Here is a 17,666-nt window from a genome sequence, read left to right as displayed (position 1 = left end):
AACTACCGCATTCAGAGGACGAAATGCGGGGTCAGCGGCGCGGGAGGCGGCGGAGCGCTTTCAGGCTCGTGCTCAGGGCCCGCACCCAGAGCTTCGGCGGGATTCCGCGGCCGGGGCGCAGCGGCATTCCGCGCTGCAAGGCGATCGCCTGGGCCTCGGTGTACTTGAGCAGGCCTTCGGCACCGTTTCGCCGACCGACGCCGGACTCCTTCATGCCGCCCATCGGCAGGCCGACGGTCCCGAAGGTCGCCGCGAAGCCTTCGTTGACGTTGACGGTTCCGGCCTTCAGCCGCGCCGCGACCTCCCAGCCCGCGCGGCCGTTACGCGACCACACGCTCGCGTTCAGGCCGAACTTCGTGTCGTTGGCGCGCTCGATCGCGTCGGTGACGTCGGTGTAGCCGTAGATCGACACGACCGGCCCGAAGGTCTCCTCGGCGAACAGCTTGACGTCCTCGGTGACATCGGTGAGCACGGTCGGCTCGTAGAACAGCGGGCCGAGATCGGGCCGGGCCTTGCCGCCGGTGAGCACTTTCGCGCCCTTCGACCGGGCGTCCTCGACGTGGGCCGACACCGTCTCCAGCTGGGCCTCGGAGGTCAGGGAGCCCATCTGCGCCTGGTAGTCCAGGGCGCCGCCGAGCCGCAGCGCGGCGGTCTTGGCGACGAAGGCGCGCGTGAACTCCTCGCGGATCGACTCGTGGACGTAGATGCGTTCGACCGAGACGCACAGCTGCCCGGCGGAGGAGAAGCACGCGGTCACCGCACCGGTCGCGGTCTTGGCGATGTCCGCGTCGGGCAGCACGATCATCGGGTTCTTGCCGCCGAGTTCGAGTGAGTAGCTCGTCAGCCGCTCCGCCACCTTCGCGGCGAGACCCTTACCTGTGGGCGTGGACCCGGTGAAGCACAGGTAGTCCGATTCCTCGACGAGTGCGTCGCCGATCTGCGAGCCGCGGCCGAGCACGATCTGCCAGACACCGGCGGGCAGCCCGGCTTCCTCGGCGACCTCCTGCAGCCACAGCGCCGAGAGCGCGGTCTGGTTGTCCGGCTTCTGCACGACGGCGTTCCCCGCCGCGAGCGCGGGCAGGACGTCCATCGCGGTCAGCGCGAGGGGGTAGTTCCACGGCGAGATGATCCCGACGACACCCTTGGGGTGCCGGATCTCGCCGACCTTCGTCAGCACCGGGATCAGCCCGGCGGCGCGGCGCGGCGACAGGAACTTCGCGCTGTGCTTGCCGTAGTAGGCGGCCACGAGCGCGGTGGCGCTGACCTCGTCGAAAGCGTCCATCCGCGCCTTGCCCGCCTCGATCTGCACGAGGTCAAGCGCCTCCTCCTGCCGCTTCAGCACCAGGTCGTGCAGGCGGATCAGGATGCGCTGGCGGTCTTCGACCGGCCGCTCGGCCCACGCGCGCTGAGCCTCTCGCGCCTGGTCGAACACCACGCGGACGTCAGCGTCGGTGGCCTGGGGGAGGGTCGCGATCGGCTGCCCGGTGAAGGGCGCGCGCATCTGGACCGGCGCCGAGTCCGCCCCGCCCACGACCCGGCGCACGAGTCGTTCCGCCTTCGCCATGGCGGGGGCGCCGGGAACGCCTCCGATGGTGGACGGTCCTTCGGTGTGCTGGCCCGCACTCGCCGGTGTCGTGCTCGTCATGCCGTCTCCGTTCCATGCCGCGCGGAGCCGGAAGGCGCCACGCAGAGCCCAGGTGTTACCGACGAGTACAGCATACCGCCGGTATGGAGACTGTCCAGCGCGGATATGAATCAGTTTCACATATTACCGGGTCGGGGCGGATTGTCCGGGGACGGGCGCAGGATGTCCTGCTGCTGCAACGCGGATCCCGCGGGCGGCGTCGGGGGCGACGGCGGCTCGTGGGCCTGCGGATACTGCTGCTGAGGGATGCCGGGAGCGTAAGGCGGGTAGGTGGCCGGGTAAGGGGCCTGAGGAGGCGGCGCCGGTTCACGCCGGTTCGCCACCACCGCCAGCCCGATCGTGAGCAACGCCACGAGCCCGCCGGCGAGCAGGATCCAGAATCCGCTCCCGGTCCCATAACGCGAGACGAACCGGCCCGTGTCCTGTCCGAAGCTCAGGCTCGCCGAGATGTCCATACCGAGCATCCAGACACCGGCCGCGGTTCCCGCCCCGCCCGCGATGAGCAGCGTTCTCGACGTCGTCGCGGCGGGCGAGCCCGAAGTGCGCTGGTACGCGGCGAAACCCACCGCGGCCCCGGCGAACAGGGTCAACGCGGCGGCCGACAGCGGAATGCCGTAGCGGGCGACATGCGTCTTGTCGTAGAACTCCTTCTCCTCCGCCGACGGTTCGATGTCGAAGGTCCGCGTCCAGCCGGTCTCGGCGAATTTCGACACGGTCTTGCCGTCGGAAACCTGCTCGTACGTCGATTGCGGGAGAAAAGTCGCGATAAGGACCAGCAGGCCGGCGAAAACCCCCATCATCGCGGCGAAAAGGCGGGGGAGCCGCAGATCCGACGGCGGTCGCGCGGGCTGCCCTGCGCCGAACGGGCCAGTCGGTTGGTACGGCTGCTGCTGCGGCGCGTTCATGGTCGACTCCTCCGCCGGTTCTGTTGTCCAGCAAGGAATTCCACCACGGATCGGCCGACGGGATAAGTGTCAGCTGTGCTCTGGTCAGGTGCTTTCGCGCGTGCTAGGCGGAGGTGTCCTCGTACAACATCACCGCGACGCGTTTCCATTCGTCGAGCAATTGCCGCCGTCGCTTCGGGTCGCCACCGAGTTCGGCGTCCAGCGCCAGCCCGCGCGTGAGGTTCACGGTCAGCCAGAAGAGGATCTCCGCGCGTTCCTTCGGCAGATCCCCGGCGACCGCGGTGACGTGCTCCAGTGTCGAGCGGCCCAAAGCCTTGTCGACCGGGCGGATCGCTTCGCGGAGTTCGGGGTCGGTGCGCGCCGCGACCCAGAGTTCCGTGGCGGCCGTGGACAGCGTGCCCGAGTAGCCCTCCCACAGCAGGTCGATCGCCGCCGCGACCCCCGACGAGCCGCCGGGGAGCGCCGTGATCGACGCCGCCAGGCGTCCCCGCAGCTTCTCCGTCAGATGTTCGACGGCGGCCGCCATGAGTTCGGCCTTCGCGGAGAAGTGATGCTGCACGGCGCCCTTCGAAACGCCGGCGCGGGCACAGATCTCCTGGACCGAGGTGCGCGCGTAGCCGAGGTCGACCAGGCAGTCGATGGTGGCGTCGAGCAGCGCGGTGCGGGTCTGCTCGCGCCGCTCGGCCTGGGTGCGGTGGGTCCTGCCGAGCACACTCACCGGATCCGGCCCCCTTTACGTGCAGCTCGGTACGGATGTACATTCCGAATGGAACTTACATCCTAAGCGTCATGTTTTCCAGGTCCGATCAGGAGGCGTTGGCCGTGCCCTTGCAGATCCAGAAGAGTTCGTGGAGCACGACGGAGCTCGAAGACCTCCGGGACCTCGCCCGGACCTTCTGTCAGAAGGAACTCGTGCCGAACCAGGAGCGCTGGGCGGCCGAGAAGAAGGTCGACCGCGAGCTGTGGACGAAGGCGGGCGAGGTCGGCCTGCTGGCCCTGTCCATCCCGGAGGAGTACGGCGGTGGCGGCGGCACGTTCGCCCACGAGGCCGTGCTCTACGAAGAGCAGGCCCGGTCCGGTGACAGCGCGTGGGGCGTCACCGTCCACAATGGAATCGTCGCGCACTACATCCTCGAGTACGCGAACGAAGAGCAGAAGAAGGCGTGGCTGCCGAAGTTCGCTTCGGGCGAGATGGTCGGCGCGGTCGCGATGACCGAACCCGGCACCGGTTCTGACCTGCAGAACATCAAGACCCGCGCGGTGCGCGACGGCGACCACTACGTGATCAACGGTGCGAAGACGTTCATCACCAACGGTTTCCACGCCGATCTCGTCGTGGTCGCGGTGAAGACCGACCCGGAGGCAGGCGCGCAGGGTGTCTCGCTGATCGCCGTCGAAACCGACACGCCCGGCTTCAGCCGCGGCCGCGTCCTCGACAAGATCGGCCTCAAGGGGCAGGACACCGCGGAGCTGAACTTCGACGACGTCCGCGTCCCCGTCGCCAACCTCCTCGGCGCCCAGGAAGGCCTCGGCTTCATCCAGCTGATGCAGCAGCTTCCGCAGGAACGGCTGATCATCGCGGTCACCGCGGTCGCCGGGATGGAGGCCGCGATCGACCAGACCATCGCCTACACCAAGGACCGCCAGGCCTTCGGCCGCCCGGTCTACAACTTCCAGAACACGAAGTTCAAGCTCGCCGAGGCCGCGACCGAGGCCGCGGTGTCCCGCGCGTTCCTCGACCAGTGCATCGAACGGCACCTGCGCAAGGAACTCGACGTGCAGGGCGCGGCGATGGCGAAGCTGTGGACCACCGAGCGGGTCAACAAGGTCGTCGACGACTGCCTGCAGCTCTTCGGCGGCTACGGCTACATGACCGAGTACCCGATCGCGCGCGCGTGGGCGGACATCCGGATCTCCCGCATCTTCGGCGGTACCAGCGAGATCATGAAGGAAATCATCTCTCGCACGCTGTAGAGAAACCGTTGGCGTAGGAAGGAAGAACGTGGCGAAAAAGGCCGGCCCGCTCAGCGGGCTCAAGGTCGTCGAACTGGCCGGGCTCGCCCCGGCGCCGTTCGCCTGCACGATCCTCGCCGATCTCGGCGCGGAGGTCGTCCGGATCGACCGGGCGACACCGGGCAACGACGTCATCGGCTTCCCGAACGATCCGCTCGCGCGCGGCAGGCGGTCGATCGGGATCAACACCAAGACCCCCGAGGGGGTCGAACTGGTGCTGAAACTCGCCGACGACGCCGACGTGCTCATCGAGGGCTTCCGCCCCGGCGTCGCCGAGCGGATGGGCATCGGGCCGGAACAGGTCCACGCCCGCAATCCGCGGCTGGTCTACGGCCGGATGACCGGCTACGGCCAGGACGGCCCGCTGGCGACCGTCGCCGGGCACGACATCAACTACATCGGCATCTCCGGCGCGCTCGAACCCATCGGGCACGCCGGGCAGCGGCCGGTGGTCCCGCTCAACCTCGTCGGTGACTTCGGCGGCGGGGGCCTCCTCCTCGCGATGGGCGTGCTGGCGGCGCTGTTCGAACGCCAGACGTCCGGCAAGGGACAGGTGGTCGACGCGTCCATGGTGGACGGTGCGGCGCTGCTGACCACCAGCCTGCACGGGCTGCTGGATTCCGGGCTGTGGTCCGGTGGACGCGGCGAGAACATGCTCGACGGCGGCGCGCCGTTCTACGACACCTACGAGACCGCCGACGGCAAATACGTCGCCATCGGCGCGATCGAGATGCGGTTCTGGGGCGACCTGGTGAAGGTGCTCGGGCTCGACCCCGAGGAGACCCCGGTCCACGTCGACAAGAACGAGTGGCCGAAGCTGCGCAAGATCGTCGCCGAAGCCGTCGCGAAGCACACCCGGGACGAACTGGTCGCGAAGGCCGAAGGCACCGACGCGTGCCTGACGGCGGTGCTTTCCCCGAAGGAGGCGCCGTCGCATCCGCACAACGTCGCGCGCAAGACGTTCGTCGACGTCGGCGGCATGCTGCAGCCCGCGCCGGCGCCGCGGTTCGACCGCACGCCTGCCGAGACGCCGGAACCGCCGAGGCCCAAGGGCGGCGACACCGCCGAGGTCCTCGCCGGACTCGGCGTGGACGCCGCCGGGATCGAACGGCTCCGGGCCGCCGGGGCGATCGCGTGAGCTGAAGGGGACTTTCCCCGCATGAGACGCAGCGAAAGCGTCCTTCACCGCATCGCACGCGGTGAAGGACGCTTTCAGCCCACGTTGAGATCGGACCGCAGCATCGAATAGAGGATGTGGTCGCGCCAGGCCCCGTCCCGGAACCCGTAACCGCGCAGCACACCCTCCCGGGTGAAACCCGCCTTCGTCAGGGAGCGCTGCTCGGCGAGGTTGCCCGCCTCGGTCGACGCTTCGACCCGGTTCATCTGCGTATGCGCGAAGAGATAGCGGACCAGTAGCCGCTGGGCTTCGGTCCCGTAGCCGTGGCCGCGTGCCTCGGGGATGAGCACGAGCCCGGCGTTCCAGCAGTACGACGTCGAGCCCGTCCTGGTCTTGTGCCAGGAGACGAAACCGAGCCGCTGCCCGTCGAGCTCGATCATCAGCATCCCGTTGTCCGCCGCGAGCATGCCGGTCTCGGCCCAGCGGCGGCGCAGGAAGTGCGGGTCGTGCCAGCCGTGCCACTCGAACGTGCCAGCGGCCCGCGGATCGTTCGTCAGTGCTTCGAGCATCGGCAGGTCGTCTTCGTACACCGGTCTGAGCGCGACTCCGGTTTCTGTCATCCGACAGACCTTAGGACCGATCACCCTCGAAACTGCCGTGACGCCCCGCGCCGTCACTGAACCGGCTCGCGCCCGCGACGGCCTCCTCGGCGAGCCCGCCGCCGATCAGCGCGTTCGAGAACTCGGCGCGCATCGCCTCGTCTTCGGTGAGCCCGTACTGGCCGTACGCGGATTTGCGATCCGCCCGCAGACACGCCTGGGGGAACGCGGCCAGTTCGCGCGCCAGCGCTTGCGCGGCCGCCAGGGCCTCGCCGTCCGGCACGACCCGGTTCGCAAGCCCGATCGCGAGCGCCTCGTCGGCCTCGACCGGCCTGCCGGTGAGGATCAGGTCCATCGCCCGCGAATGCCCGATCAGCCGGGGGAGGCGCACCGTGCCGCCGTCGATCAGCGGCACCCCCCAGCGGCGGCAGAACACGCCGAAGACGGCCGTGCTGTCGGCGACCCGGAGATCGCACCACAGCGCCAGTTCCAGACCGCCCGCGACGGCGTGCCCGCGGACCGCGGCGATCACCGGCTTCGACAGGGCCATCCGCGACGGGCCCATCGGCCCGTCGCCCGCCGGGCTGAGCGAGTTGGTGCGGCCGGTGCCGACGGCCTTCAGATCGGCTCCGGCGCAGAAGGCGTCACCCGAACCGGTGAGGACGGCGACCGCGGCCTCCTCGTCGGAGTCGAACGCGCGGAACGCGTCCGCCAGGGCGCTCGCGGTCGGTCCGTCCACGGCGTTGCGCGACTCGGGGCGGTTCAGCGTGACCGTCGTCACCGGGCCGTCCCGGTGGACGAGAACGTTTTCGCTCATCGATCGCTCCCTCGAGGAAATCCGGGTGGGCAACAGGGCCCGATTCTCCTTAAAGTGGTGACAAAGTCCGCAGTGCGCGCGGAGTCATCGTCTGGACACTACGGTGTGATGGGATGGAGCCATGTCGCCCGGCTTGAAGAAATTCGTTGTCATCGCCGTCGTCGCGCTCGTGCTCTTCTTTCTGATCAGCAGGCCGACGCAATCCGCCGACGCCGTCCACACCGCGCTCGGCTGGCTCCGGTCCGGTGCCGAAGCCATCGTCACGTTCGTCCGGAGCCTCTTCTCCTGATCCCTCGCGTCGATCACCGGTGCCCCTGGTGGCGCCGGTGATCACCGTGCGCAGCCACCTGCTGTTATCACGCAGAGTCACCCGCTTCGGATTTCGGTCGAATGACTCGACCATCCGGGTGGATTGCCCCCGAAAACCCGCTGGTCGACGAATTCGTGCCCTGGAAGCTCTGGCGGAAAAGACCTCCGCGCCCCTACGGTGCTCACATTGCGTGATCGGTTGGTCCTCCAGGCGCCGGAGCGGCCTCCTGGGCGAGGAGTTTCCGCAGGTGCAAGCCCCAGGGCAGCGGAACTTTCAGCCGGGCAAGTAAGTCAGGACTTGTCAGTCGGGGAATCATGAGGAGGCAGGGATGACCGGAGATCCCGGAGTCGATGCGTTGATCCGGCAGTGGGCCGCCGAGCGCGAGCAGACCCCCGAGGAGCAGGAGGCCGACCGCATCGCGTCGGCGTGGCTGGCCGATGTGCCGCGACAGGCTCCCGGAATCCCCGGCCAGCGTCAGCAGTCCGGTCAGGCGCGCTGGGCGCCGGTCGAGGCCGCCGACCCCGGCTACCTCGACGCGATGCGCCGTCGTCTCCCGGAGGTCCCGCAGGACCTGCTCGTCGCGGCCGCCGGCTGGTGGCAGATGGTCGGCGGCGTCGCCGAGGCCGAGGCCTGGTGGGACGCCGGCATCAGCCCGCTCGACCAGCGTGCGCTCGACTACCGCGCGGCCGGGCTCGCCCCGTCCGATCTGAGCCGCCGTCTCGGCCCGATGACCGTTTTGCAGCACCTCCGCCGCGGCAGCGCCCCGGCCTGGTGCGTGGCGCGGCTGGCGAGGCAGCAGAAGTCCGCCTGATGAGAACTTCTCGCACGCGCGGGTGAACCGGCGTGGCAGGGGCGATCTCGACCAGCGCGTAACGCTAACCTGCGCGGGCTCGTTGTTCGAGCATCGGTCGTGATCGCCGCCCACGCTGGAGGACCCGCTTCGTGCGCACCACCCCGGAAAACGACGAGCTCGTCGCCGACCCGGCCACGCCCGCTCCGCCACGCCGCGGGGTGGGCGCCGCCGTCTTCGGCAGGCTCGTGATCGTGCTCGCCGTGCTCGGCCTCGCCGGCGGCGGGATCTGGCTGGTGACCAAGGCGTCCGCCCCGGTCGCGAGCCCCACGACGATGGAGATCCCCGCCCTGCAGGTCAAGGCGGCGGACGTCAAACCCGGTTCGGTCGCCCCGGTCAACGCCACCGTCGCGGGCGGCGCCACCCAGCAGACCGCGCCTCAGCAGGCGCAGCCGAAGCCGGGCAAGGACCCGCTGGCCGCTTGGACCGAGCGGGCGGCGCAGGCCACCGGCATCCCGGCCAGGGCACTGCTCGCGTACGGCAACGCCGAACTGGCGATGCGCCAGATGCAGCCGAACTGCAAGATCTCGTGGGCGACCCTGGCGGGCATCGGCCGGATCGAGTCGAACCACGGCCAGTACGGCGGCGCCGTCCTCGGCCAGGACGGACGGCCGTCGAAGCCGATCATCGGCGTCCCGCTCGACGGATCGCCCGGCGTGAAGGCGATCGGCGACACCGACGGCGGCCAGTTCGACGGCGACGCGGCCGTCGACCGCGCGGTCGGCCCGATGCAGTTCATCCCCAGCACCTGGCGCCGGTACGCCGCCGACGGCAACCGCGACGGCCTCGGCGACCCGCAGCAGATCGACGACGCGACGCTGGCCGCGGCGCGCTACCTGTGCGTGAACAACCGGGACATGTCGGCCGCCTCGGGGTGGTGGCAGGGGATCCTGTCGTACAACAACTCGACCGAGTACGCGCAGAAGGTCTTCGGGCTGGCGGACGACTACGCGAAGGCCGTTGCCGCCCGCTCGTGAGTGGTAAGGACGGTTAGGCATCGTCTGAGTCAACCAACAACACTGTACCGCCTGAGGCCGGATGCGGCCTCACGTACGAGGAGCCGCCCACCCCTACGCGCCTCAAGGGTGGGCGGCTCGACTCTGGCACTCATGCTCACCGCAGGTGGTTCATCGCAGCCTGGATCGTGAACCGCCGCTCCCCACCTTGGATTCCGCTAGTTCCCGCGCGTGACTAGGGCAGGAGCGGTGACTTTAACGGAAGCATGAAAGTGGATATGCGCGGCCTATGTGTTTCGCAGCTCCCATGCGACCCGTGGATCCTCACCGTCAGGCAGTTCCGAGATTGTTTTCGCAATATGGTCCGCATACGCAATTTGCCGCTCTCGGATAAAATGACATCGGCGCGCGTTCCACGGATCAGACTCGGCTACAGCGGCAAACAGTTCGGCAACGTACTTGTGAAACTCAAGCCACTCACTAAGAGTGGCGTTTAGTTCCGGCCTTTTCTCCCTTGCGACACGCAGTGCATCATCGTACCGTCGCGGGAAACCCGCTACTGCTTCATTGTTCACGACGTTTAGCGCTCCGCGCATCTTGATATTCGAACTCGTTCACTATCCATTTGAATAGTTGCTCACGCGGCATCTCCAGAGCGTCCGCCAATTTCATGATCTTCGGAACGCTCTTTGGCATTCTCTTGCCCAACTCGATCTCACTTATGGTCTGCGGCCTCATGTCCGCCTTAAGAGCAACCTCATTCTGAGACCAGCGGCGCCAGAGGCGGACTCGCGAAATCATTATCCCAAGAGGTACACGCCGCCCATTGTCAATATCCGGCAGATCGATAGGGGAATACGTTTCAGGTCCACTATTTACCTGTGGCATCGCCATTACCTTGCGACCTCTTGAAAGACGGACGAGTCACGAAATCGGCAGCCTTCATGACGAAAGGCACCCCCTCGAACTGCTTGAGTATGACGACGGCGGGCCAGCCGATACCAATGGCTACCGACAAGACAATGGCTCGCCCTTTGGTGTGCCCCTGAAACCATTGCCATGGCATCGACTCCGACAGGCGTTCGTAGGCATGCTGACTGAAATACATAAATCCAAGTAGCCACAGGCTGATCGCAGAAAAAGGGAAGTTGAACATGAGAGAGTCAGCAACCTTCACTTCTAGGCGGTAATCTGAGGGGAATCATCCCCGAGTGTCTTATCGGTAGTGAGTTGTAGGCATGCGAAGCACGGCATGCCGCACGGGGCCTCAAGCAATTGAAGTACTCCGGGCCCAAATTCTTCCCCGCATAACGCGGCCATCCGTTCAGGTTGCACACCTTCGGGAAGAACGCCAAATAGGTGCACTAGCCGTCGCGATTCCCCCATGCTGCCAGGACGAGGACGGGCAAAGAGTAGTGGCGCAGTCATTTTTTCCTCTTCAAGGCGTGATGGCGTCCAGCGGGAGACCTGGGAATTGGGATATGATTTGAAGATTTTCGGTGACGCGCCGGGCGTCGCATCCGCTGCTCAATTGTCGGAAGGGTTGCGCGTGCTCTTAAGAATGCGTGACACCTGCGGCAGGGTGTTCCGCGCGGAACTAGCATCGATGTAACCAGAAGCAGATGCCCGCATAACGACTCATATTGCCCACGTGACCCGACATCAAGCCCGCGTTTCACTTCTTCATCCGTCACGGCGTGGTCTAAGCCGTCGTGCTGGCTTCGATGCCAGCTAATGTACAGTCCGGCGAAATGTCCCGGGCGTAGTTCGTCGCTCACGACTGCTCCCGTAGCAGGTTATTTAGTATTGGTCGTATGGCCGCCATTGAATGCAGGTAGGGCGTTTTCTTGTTTCGAGCCATTCGATCAACGCGCCACGCGCGTCGACGATAGAAATTGCTGCCGATCGCGGGAATACTGATCCGATTGAACCATTGAAGATGAGGTTCTCATTAGGCAGGGGGCGCCTAGGATTGAATGAGTTCGCGATAGGCATTTGTTCATCGTCATGATCTGTGTAGTTCAACGCCGCCAGGCCGATAGAAGGGCGAACGCTAATCCTCAACTGATGGTTGGGAAATGGTCCAAGCTTGCTGCGGTGAAACTCGACTTCGCCGACCGAGAGGGTTGTTTCCGAATCGATGTGCTCAATGGACAGTATTTCGTCTACGAGCGCGATTGAGGCGGTCATTCCGCGCGTGACTCGGGCCACGCCAGAAGAAAGCAATGCCGTGACAATCATGTCGTCCATGTCACCCGTCGGTCGATTGAAGCCGGTCCTGTGACCCCGCAGGGGGTGCTCGGCCTACGGTCACGGGACGCGACGCCCGGGTCTATATCAACTCAGACATGCCACATGCTGGATCTGACATATCCGCAGGTCGGAGCGGCATTCGCAGGGGTGTGACCTTCACTCGGTGGTGGTGACCCAAGTCGCTAGGTACGCTGGTCAGAGGTTGATCGGCTTGAACCTTTGGCAAGGGGGACCGCATGACTACACCCGGTGGTTCACGGAGCTGCCCGGAATGCGGGACCCGGCTCGCTGCCGACAACACGGCCCGAATGTGCAGCAAGTGCCTAAGGGAGCAGCGCGACCAGCTCAGGACACCCCCTGCGCAGTTGCGAAATGAATTCTTCGAGACTGATGAGTTCCGCGCGGCTTTCGCAAGTCATCACATTGGAAAAGTCTTCAAAGCCTATCGGAATCATCCACGCCACCTGCAACTATTCGGCAAGGCGCTCAATCAGGAGTTGCTAGGGCGCTGGCTAGGACTTAATCAGGCTCAAGTAAGCAAGCAGGAAAATGGGCCGCCTGAGTATAACCTCAAAAACCTTCGAAACTGGGCAAAGATTCTGCACCTGCCACAACATCTTCTCTGGTTCGATTTCCCGGGACAGAGTCGGCTAGTGGTTCCTCGGGCTGCGTCGTCCCCTGGCGCAGAATCCAGCAAACTAATCGCACCCGGGGACCGTGACGAACTCTTAATTGTCAACACGGGGATGGACACGCTCGAACTATTACGACGCGTGCGCGCATCGGCGATCGACTCTTCAACCATTGACGCACTTAGTATCACCGTGGAGCAATTGTGCTGCGATTACCCGCATGCGGATGCCCGCGAGCTAATGGTTGCGGGTAAAGAGTGGCTCGGCAAGATGACTCAGTTGTTAGAAAATCGGCTAACACTTGCGCAGCATCGCGACGTGCTTAGCAAAGCTGGGACACTGGCCTTGCTTGTCGGCTGCCTGGAGTACGACACGGGAGATGCTCGGGCCGCAGAGGCGACACGCCGCATGGCCATGGAGTTGGGCAAAGAAGCCGGAGATCAGGGAATCGTGGGATGGGCACACGAAATGCTCGCATGGTTCCACCTGACGGCAGGCAATTACCGTGCCGTGATTCCGGCCGCCGAAGCCGGGGTTTTGGAGGCGCCCTCTCACTCCGTCGCGGTCCAGTTGTACGGGCAGCAGGCGAAAGCCTATGCGCGCATGGGTAAGCCCGAAGAGGTTCGCCAAGCACTGGATAAGGGTAGCGCCCTATTGGACCGGCTTCCTTTCCCTGATAGGCCGGACAATCATTTCGTGGTCGATCCTGATAAGTGGGACTTCTACGCAATGGACACCTACCGCATTGTTGGCGAGGACCAACTTGCGCAGCGCAACGCGGAGGAAGTCATTCGGCGCGGCGTCAACCCTGAGGGAGTTCAACTGTCTCCTATGCGCATTGCCGAAGCGGAGTTGACGCTTGCAGTGATAGCCGCAAGGCGTGGTGATGTCGAGGAAGCAGCCGAACTAGGCATCCAGGCTCTCCAGAACAACCGCCAGAGTCGGCCGTCGCTGCTGATGGTCTCGACTGAACTGGAAGACGAGCTAGCCACGTACGGCAACGAAGCGGGCCGCGACTTCCGCGACCTACTTGCCGAGGTCAAGCGCACCCCGTGAGCAATATCCTGCCGTAGAATCTACTTCCACCTTAGCATTCTTTTTCAGAATACTAGGTTCATGTCACCCGTTTCTGACCTGCGACTATTCATGCTCAGAATAGCTTATTCTCAGGTCAGTGTAGTTGATATGCCACGTCGGCGCCTTACTTGATGGCAGCGGCTCGCAATTCCGCGAGTCGCAGCCAAGAGTAAGGAATCAACAATCATGAGTAACGCAAGGCGAAGCGCCGGTTCTCCGGCGTTTCTTTCGATCCGTCAGGCTGCGCAGGTTCTCGGTGTCGGTGAGTCCGAGATATGCCGCGCTATCCGTGTCGGCACGCTGCGGGCGGTGCGTCGCCGTTCCCGGCTGGTTGTTCCTGCTGCTGAGTTGCGGCGTGTGCTTGGCGGCGGTGCGCGATGACTGACGACGAGTACACGGAGATGGCTGCTCAGCTTGACCGGTTGTCCGCTGTGCCGGATGACGTGCTGTCCGATGTGGTGTCCAGGGACGGCCTGTGTTTGTGGGCGTTCGACCGGAGTGACTTCCCGGAGGGGGAGACGGACAGGGCGACGGCGGCACGGATGTGCGCGGGATGCCCGGTGGTTGATGAGTGTTTGGAACTCGACTTGCGCACGGCCGGTGCGAACACGGTCGGGGTGTGGGGCGCGTTGCCGGACACGGACCGACGCGGTCTGTTTCCGGTGTGGGTGCGTCGTCGGGGTGGTGAGGCACGATGACTGTCTCTCTGTCGACGACGCAGATTCTGGCCGGGGCTGGTGTCCTGGTGTTGCTGTTCACGGTCTGGCGGGCCAGTGCCCGCAAGGCTCGTGCGGCGGCTGACGCGGCACGGGCTAGCGCTCGGGTGGTGTCGCTTGCCGGGCGGGTGCTGTTCACGGGTGCCGCGTTCGTGGGCGTTCAGTGGCTGGTGATCACGCATCCGGGTAGTCCGCTGCTGCTGTTGGTGGTGCTGGCGGTGCCGGACTTGATCGCGGCGCATGTCCTGACTCGGGCGCTGACGGTTACCACGCTGGACACCGGTACGACGCGGCGTCGGGGTGGTGGTCGCCGATGACCACGAACGCTGATCGGTTGGCGCGGGACGCGGCCGACGCTGCCGAGGTTCGGCGCTGGCAGTCCCACCCGGACGTGGTCGCGTGGCGGGTGGAGCGTGTCCGCCGTCAGGTGGACCGGTTGTGCTGGTCCGGGATCATGCTCGGGTTGGCGTTCACGACGGCGAACGTTCAGTGGTTCGCCGCCGCTGGCGCCGAGGTGGGTTCGCTGCCGTGGCTGACGGCGTGGCTGCTGGACCCGACGGTGTGCCTGGTCCTGCTGTCCATCCTGCGGGCCGAACAGATCGCCGCGCGGTACCAGGTCCACACGGGACGGTGGGTGCGTGCGGCGAAGTGGCTCACGCTGGCTGCGACGTATGTCATGAACACGTGGTCATCGTGGGCGGCCGGGTCGCCTGCGGGGGTGGTGCTGCACTCGGTGCCCCCGGTGGTGGTGTTCGTGGCCGCCGAGGCGGTCACCGACCTGCGGGACAAGCTCACCGACGCGGTTCACGTCGCCGTCTCCACGTCCATGAACCGCACGCAGGTTCATGAACCCGCCGTGGACGAACCGGCCGCGACCGTGACCACGGCCGAGGTGGCGCGGCCGGAGCGGCGGAAGCTGTTCGCCGACTATCTCGCCGACGCGCGGGCGGCGTGGTCGGCGGAGGTGGAGATCACTCCGGCATGGGTGCGGGAAGCCACCGGGTGTTCGCGTGGCCTGTCGTCCCGGCTGGCCGCCGCGCTGGCGGCCGAGGTGGCCGAGGGGGTGCGCCATGACCAGTGATCTGGAACGTGCCGGGTCACGCGCCGTCGAACACGTCGGGCCGATCCTTGACGGCGAGTTGGTGGACGACACGTTGCCGCAGCCACGTCGGCGGACGGTGCGCCGCTGTGTCGGCCGGTGGCTGCGTCGGGTGTGGCAGTCCGCGCCGATGGTGCGGGCGCGGTCGCTGGCCGCCTACCGGGCGCGGCAGGCTCCGCGCGATGTGGTGCGGCTGATCTGGTTCGTGGCGCGCGGCATGTGGCGGTGGCTGCTGAAATTCTGGCAGTGGGCCACGTATGCCGACCTGCGGGCGGACGCTCGGCGGGCACGGCTGGCAGGCGACGCCGAAGCACGCCGCGCCGCACAGGAGCTGATCCGTTCGGACGCGACGGCCCGGTGGGCGAAACTCGGTATCGCCGTCCGGCGGTTCGTGATCACGGTGCGGGTGGCCGCGCCGGTGGTGGCAGTGTTGTGGGCGGTGGCCGCGTTCATGGAACGGGCGGACATGTGGACATGGCTCGCCGAGGTCTACACCGGACTCGACGCGGCATGGTCGGTGCTGGTGTTCCTCGGGCCGGTGGTGTTGTGGGCGTTGCCGTTGGTGCTGGTGGTCGCGGCGGCGTTCGAGGGACGTGACCGGACTCCGGGCGCGGGGTGGCTCGTGCAGCCGGACCGTGACGACGCGGATTCGTGGATTGACGAACGGATGATCTCCCGCGCACTCGCGCATCTCGGTATCGCGCCGCTGGACAAGTTCTACCGCGACGGCGGGGAACTCGTGTACACGGTGGCCGCCCGCAAGGACGGTGACGGCACGTTCGCTCAGATCAGGTTGCCGATGGGTGTCACGGCCGACATGGTGGCCGCGCGCCGATCCAGGTTGGCGGCGAACCTCGGACGCGCCGCTTTGGAAACGTGGCCCACCAAGGGATCCGAGGACGGAATCCTAGATCTGTGGGTCGCGGACAAGGGCGTTCTCGGTGGCCGCGGCGCCGGCGACTGGCCCCTGGTCCACGATGGACAGGTCGACCTTTTCGAGGGTGTCCCGTTCGGACTTTCGCAACGCGGGCTGGTCATCAACGCGCCGTTGCTCGGGGTCAACTGGCTGATCGGAGGCCGCCCCGGGCAAGGGAAATCCTCGGCGCTGCGCACGCTCATGCTCGGCGCGGCACTGGACCCGACCGCCGAATTGTGGGTGTTCGTGATGGGCGAGTCTCCGGACTTCGCTCCGTTCGAGCCTCGGTTGTCCCGCTACCGGATGGGGATGGACGACAGCGTGGCCGAGGCGGCGACGCAAGCACTGGCGGACTTGCTGACCGAAATGGAGCGACGCGGCAAGGTCCTCGGCGAACAACCCGGGCGGCCGCCGAAGGTGTCGCGCAAGCTTGCCGACAAGCGCGCGTTGGGCTTGCACCCGCTGGTGTGTGCGATCGATGAGTGTCACGAACTGTTCCAGCACCCCAAGTTCGGGAAGCGGGCGGCGGAGCTGGCGGTGCGGCTGATCAAACGTGGCCGGAAGTACGGCGTCGTTCTTCTGTTGGCCACGCAGTCGCCCACCAAGGACAGCATTCCCCGAGAGATCACGCGCAACATCTCTTGCGGCGTGGCGTTCTCCGTGGCCGATCAGGTGGCCAATGACGGGCTGTTGGGTTCGGGCCGGTACGCGGCCGGTGTCCGTGCGACCGAACTGCGGATCAACACCGACCGGGGAACCTGTGTCGCGGTCGGCATCACCGATGAGGTTTTCGAGTTGGTGCGGACGTTCTACGTCCCGTTCGAGGACGGGGCCGACGACGTGACACCGGTCATCGCCCGTGCCATGGCGGCCATTGAGGACGCCGGGCGGTCGGTGGAGACAGCGGAGCGAATCGAGATTGAGGCGGCTCCGGTGGATCACCTCGCCGACATCGCGCACGTGCTCGGCGACGAACAGCGGGTGCGGACACAGACCGTGCTCACCCGCCTTGCCGAGTACAACGCGGACGAGTACGAACCGTGGGCGTTCGCCGACCTGAAAGCAGTGCTGACCGATCACGGGCAACGGCTCCGCAAGGTGCGCGGCCTCATGTACGTCCACGCCGACGACGTGGCCGCCGCCCGCCGACAGGCAAGCGGGGAGGCAACGGGGGAAGCACCAGGGACCGGGGGAGTTCTCCCCCTAGCCTCCCCCACCCAAGATCCCTCGGTTGACCAGGGAGAACACCCCGGGGGGAGGCGGGGGAATGCCACCACCGAAGACCCGTAAACCGCCCGAAACCAGGGGAATCGGCACCACGTCCAGGGCCTTCCCCCGCTCCCCCCGACCAGCGACCGCAGACACCCGCTCGAAAGGCAGCGACCATGACCAAGACGCCGACGAATCCGAGGACGGACACGGCACCGCAGGCGGCCGACCGAACACACCGGACGGTGACCACGCCGACGGCCCGCAGAACGCGGACCAGCCAGACGCGGACTCAGCCCGCGACTGCGGACAGGGCACCACCGCCCGGAGCGCTGAGAGGGCCGTAGACGGCTCCGCACGGTCGACGGCGGGTCATCGGCCCGACGTGGGGCGCGTGATGCTCAAGACGACGCCAGAGGGTGCGGCGTGGGTGCTGGTCGAGGGTGCCGACTTCGCGGAGCTGGCGGAGCGGATCACCGCCGTGTACGACGCCCTCACCCGCCCGCAGCGCGGTGACCAGCACTGATAGGTGGCGTCCCGGGTGATCCGGGC

General features: G+C 66.4%; 21 protein-coding genes. 12 read left to right on the top strand and 9 right to left on the bottom strand.

What is annotated here, in order from left to right; all coding sequences use genetic code 11:
- Window positions 1-31: 31 nt before the first annotated feature.
- The 3 genes from DMH01_RS10590 to DMH01_RS10580 all read right to left on the bottom strand — a co-directional run bounded on the left by DMH01_RS10590 (window position 32) and on the right by DMH01_RS10580 (window position 3,268).
- Window positions 32-1,645 carry a succinic semialdehyde dehydrogenase gene (locus DMH01_RS10590; protein WP_125675525.1) on the bottom strand — a complete coding sequence of 538 codons (1,614 nt, stop codon included), beginning with the start codon at window positions 1,643-1,645 and terminating at the stop codon, window positions 32-34.
- A 116-nt stretch (window positions 1,646-1,761) separates the two neighbouring features.
- The gene (locus tag DMH01_RS10585) at window positions 1,762-2,550 is read right to left on the bottom strand and encodes a hypothetical protein (RefSeq protein WP_125675524.1); all 789 of its coding nucleotides are present in this window, start codon (window positions 2,548-2,550) and stop codon (window positions 1,762-1,764) included.
- Window positions 2,551-2,653: 103 nt separating this feature from the next.
- Window positions 2,654-3,268, bottom strand: coding sequence for a TetR/AcrR family transcriptional regulator (locus DMH01_RS10580; protein WP_199745428.1), 615 nt, complete (start codon window positions 3,266-3,268; stop codon window positions 2,654-2,656).
- 104 nt (window positions 3,269-3,372) lie between these two features.
- Between DMH01_RS10580 and DMH01_RS10575 the strand changes: the two genes are divergently transcribed.
- Both DMH01_RS10575 and DMH01_RS10570 read left to right on the top strand, forming a co-directional pair.
- Window positions 3,373-4,524: an acyl-CoA dehydrogenase family protein gene (locus tag DMH01_RS10575; protein WP_125676677.1), complete on the top strand. Its 1,152-nt coding sequence runs from the start codon at window positions 3,373-3,375 to the stop codon at window positions 4,522-4,524.
- A 28-nt stretch (window positions 4,525-4,552) separates the two neighbouring features.
- Complete coding sequence (locus tag DMH01_RS10570) at window positions 4,553-5,701, top strand: CaiB/BaiF CoA-transferase family protein (protein ID WP_125675522.1); 1,149 nt, start codon at window positions 4,553-4,555, stop codon at window positions 5,699-5,701.
- A 74-nt stretch (window positions 5,702-5,775) separates the two neighbouring features.
- Here the strand turns inward: DMH01_RS10570 and DMH01_RS10565 are convergent, their stop codons facing one another.
- Window positions 5,776-6,300, bottom strand: a complete 525-nt coding sequence (locus DMH01_RS10565) for a GNAT family N-acetyltransferase (RefSeq protein ID WP_125675520.1) — start codon at window positions 6,298-6,300, stop codon at window positions 5,776-5,778.
- Between the two features lie 10 nt (window positions 6,301-6,310).
- Window positions 6,311-7,096 (bottom strand): crotonase/enoyl-CoA hydratase family protein, encoded by a 786-nt coding sequence (locus DMH01_RS10560; protein ID WP_125675518.1) that lies wholly within the window; start codon window positions 7,094-7,096, stop codon window positions 6,311-6,313.
- A 133-nt stretch (window positions 7,097-7,229) separates the two neighbouring features.
- Between DMH01_RS10560 and DMH01_RS42950 the strand changes: the two genes are divergently transcribed.
- The 3 genes from DMH01_RS42950 (at window position 7,230) to DMH01_RS10550 (ending at window position 9,233) form a co-directional block, all read left to right on the top strand.
- Window positions 7,230-7,385 carry a hypothetical protein gene (locus tag DMH01_RS42950; protein WP_162182762.1) on the top strand — a complete coding sequence of 52 codons (156 nt, stop codon included), beginning with the start codon at window positions 7,230-7,232 and terminating at the stop codon, window positions 7,383-7,385.
- A 349-nt stretch (window positions 7,386-7,734) separates the two neighbouring features.
- On the top strand, window positions 7,735-8,217 hold the full coding sequence (locus DMH01_RS10555) for a hypothetical protein (RefSeq protein WP_007033703.1): 483 nt from the start codon (window positions 7,735-7,737) through the stop codon (window positions 8,215-8,217).
- 131 nt (window positions 8,218-8,348) lie between these two features.
- The gene (locus DMH01_RS10550; protein WP_125675516.1) at window positions 8,349-9,233 is read left to right on the top strand and encodes a lytic transglycosylase domain-containing protein; all 885 of its coding nucleotides are present in this window, start codon (window positions 8,349-8,351) and stop codon (window positions 9,231-9,233) included.
- A 266-nt stretch (window positions 9,234-9,499) separates the two neighbouring features.
- On the opposite strand, the gene DMH01_RS43675 is transcribed toward DMH01_RS10550, so the two are convergent.
- From DMH01_RS43675 to DMH01_RS10530, 4 genes are all read right to left on the bottom strand, one after another.
- Window positions 9,500-9,808 carry an AMED_5909 family protein gene (locus tag DMH01_RS43675; protein ID WP_370323363.1) on the bottom strand — a complete coding sequence of 103 codons (309 nt, stop codon included), beginning with the start codon at window positions 9,806-9,808 and terminating at the stop codon, window positions 9,500-9,502.
- Window positions 9,777-10,013 carry a helix-turn-helix transcriptional regulator gene (locus tag DMH01_RS43670; protein ID WP_370323369.1) on the bottom strand — a complete coding sequence of 79 codons (237 nt, stop codon included), beginning with the start codon at window positions 10,011-10,013 and terminating at the stop codon, window positions 9,777-9,779. Before DMH01_RS43670 ends, DMH01_RS43675 begins: the two co-directional genes overlap by 32 nt.
- A 70-nt stretch (window positions 10,014-10,083) precedes the next feature.
- A complete protein-coding gene (locus DMH01_RS10540; protein ID WP_125675512.1) occupies window positions 10,084-10,389 on the bottom strand; it encodes a hypothetical protein in 306 nt (101 codons plus the stop codon).
- A 623-nt stretch (window positions 10,390-11,012) separates the two neighbouring features.
- Entirely contained in the window at window positions 11,013-11,462 is a 450-nt protein-coding gene (locus DMH01_RS10530; RefSeq protein WP_125675508.1) for an Imm1 family immunity protein, read from the bottom strand.
- Between the two features lie 368 nt (window positions 11,463-11,830).
- Between DMH01_RS10530 and DMH01_RS10525 the strand changes: the two genes are divergently transcribed.
- The 7 genes from DMH01_RS10525 (at window position 11,831) to DMH01_RS43530 (ending at window position 17,640) form a co-directional block, all read left to right on the top strand.
- Window positions 11,831-13,153 carry a hypothetical protein gene (locus DMH01_RS10525; RefSeq protein ID WP_125675506.1) on the top strand — a complete coding sequence of 441 codons (1,323 nt, stop codon included), beginning with the start codon at window positions 11,831-11,833 and terminating at the stop codon, window positions 13,151-13,153.
- A gap of 207 nt (window positions 13,154-13,360) precedes the next feature.
- Window positions 13,361-13,555: a helix-turn-helix domain-containing protein gene (locus DMH01_RS43240; RefSeq protein WP_125675504.1), complete on the top strand. Its 195-nt coding sequence runs from the start codon at window positions 13,361-13,363 to the stop codon at window positions 13,553-13,555.
- Window positions 13,552-13,872 carry a WhiB family transcriptional regulator gene (locus tag DMH01_RS10515; protein ID WP_125675502.1) on the top strand — a complete coding sequence of 107 codons (321 nt, stop codon included), beginning with the start codon at window positions 13,552-13,554 and terminating at the stop codon, window positions 13,870-13,872. The genes DMH01_RS43240 and DMH01_RS10515 overlap by 4 nt, the downstream gene beginning before the upstream one ends.
- Window positions 13,869-14,207 carry a hypothetical protein gene (locus tag DMH01_RS10510; protein ID WP_125675500.1) on the top strand — a complete coding sequence of 113 codons (339 nt, stop codon included), beginning with the start codon at window positions 13,869-13,871 and terminating at the stop codon, window positions 14,205-14,207. The genes DMH01_RS10515 and DMH01_RS10510 overlap by 4 nt, the downstream gene beginning before the upstream one ends.
- Complete coding sequence (locus DMH01_RS10505; protein ID WP_125675498.1) at window positions 14,204-14,971, top strand: hypothetical protein; 768 nt, start codon at window positions 14,204-14,206, stop codon at window positions 14,969-14,971. The genes DMH01_RS10510 and DMH01_RS10505 overlap by 4 nt, the downstream gene beginning before the upstream one ends.
- Entirely contained in the window at window positions 14,961-17,195 is a 2,235-nt protein-coding gene (locus DMH01_RS10500) for an FtsK/SpoIIIE domain-containing protein (RefSeq protein WP_125675496.1), read from the top strand. Before DMH01_RS10505 ends, DMH01_RS10500 begins: the two co-directional genes overlap by 11 nt.
- 316 nt (window positions 17,196-17,511) lie before the next feature.
- Window positions 17,512-17,640 carry a hypothetical protein gene (locus tag DMH01_RS43530; RefSeq protein ID WP_255432026.1) on the top strand — a complete coding sequence of 43 codons (129 nt, stop codon included), beginning with the start codon at window positions 17,512-17,514 and terminating at the stop codon, window positions 17,638-17,640.
- The last annotated feature ends 26 nt before the right edge of the window (window positions 17,641-17,666 follow it).

The organism is Amycolatopsis sp. WAC 04182 (assembly GCF_003947465.1).
In the GTDB taxonomy this organism is placed as follows: domain Bacteria; phylum Actinomycetota; class Actinomycetes; order Mycobacteriales; family Pseudonocardiaceae; genus Amycolatopsis.
Note: the sequence above shows the minus strand (reverse complement) of the source record. Positions and strands in the feature narration are given on the sequence as shown.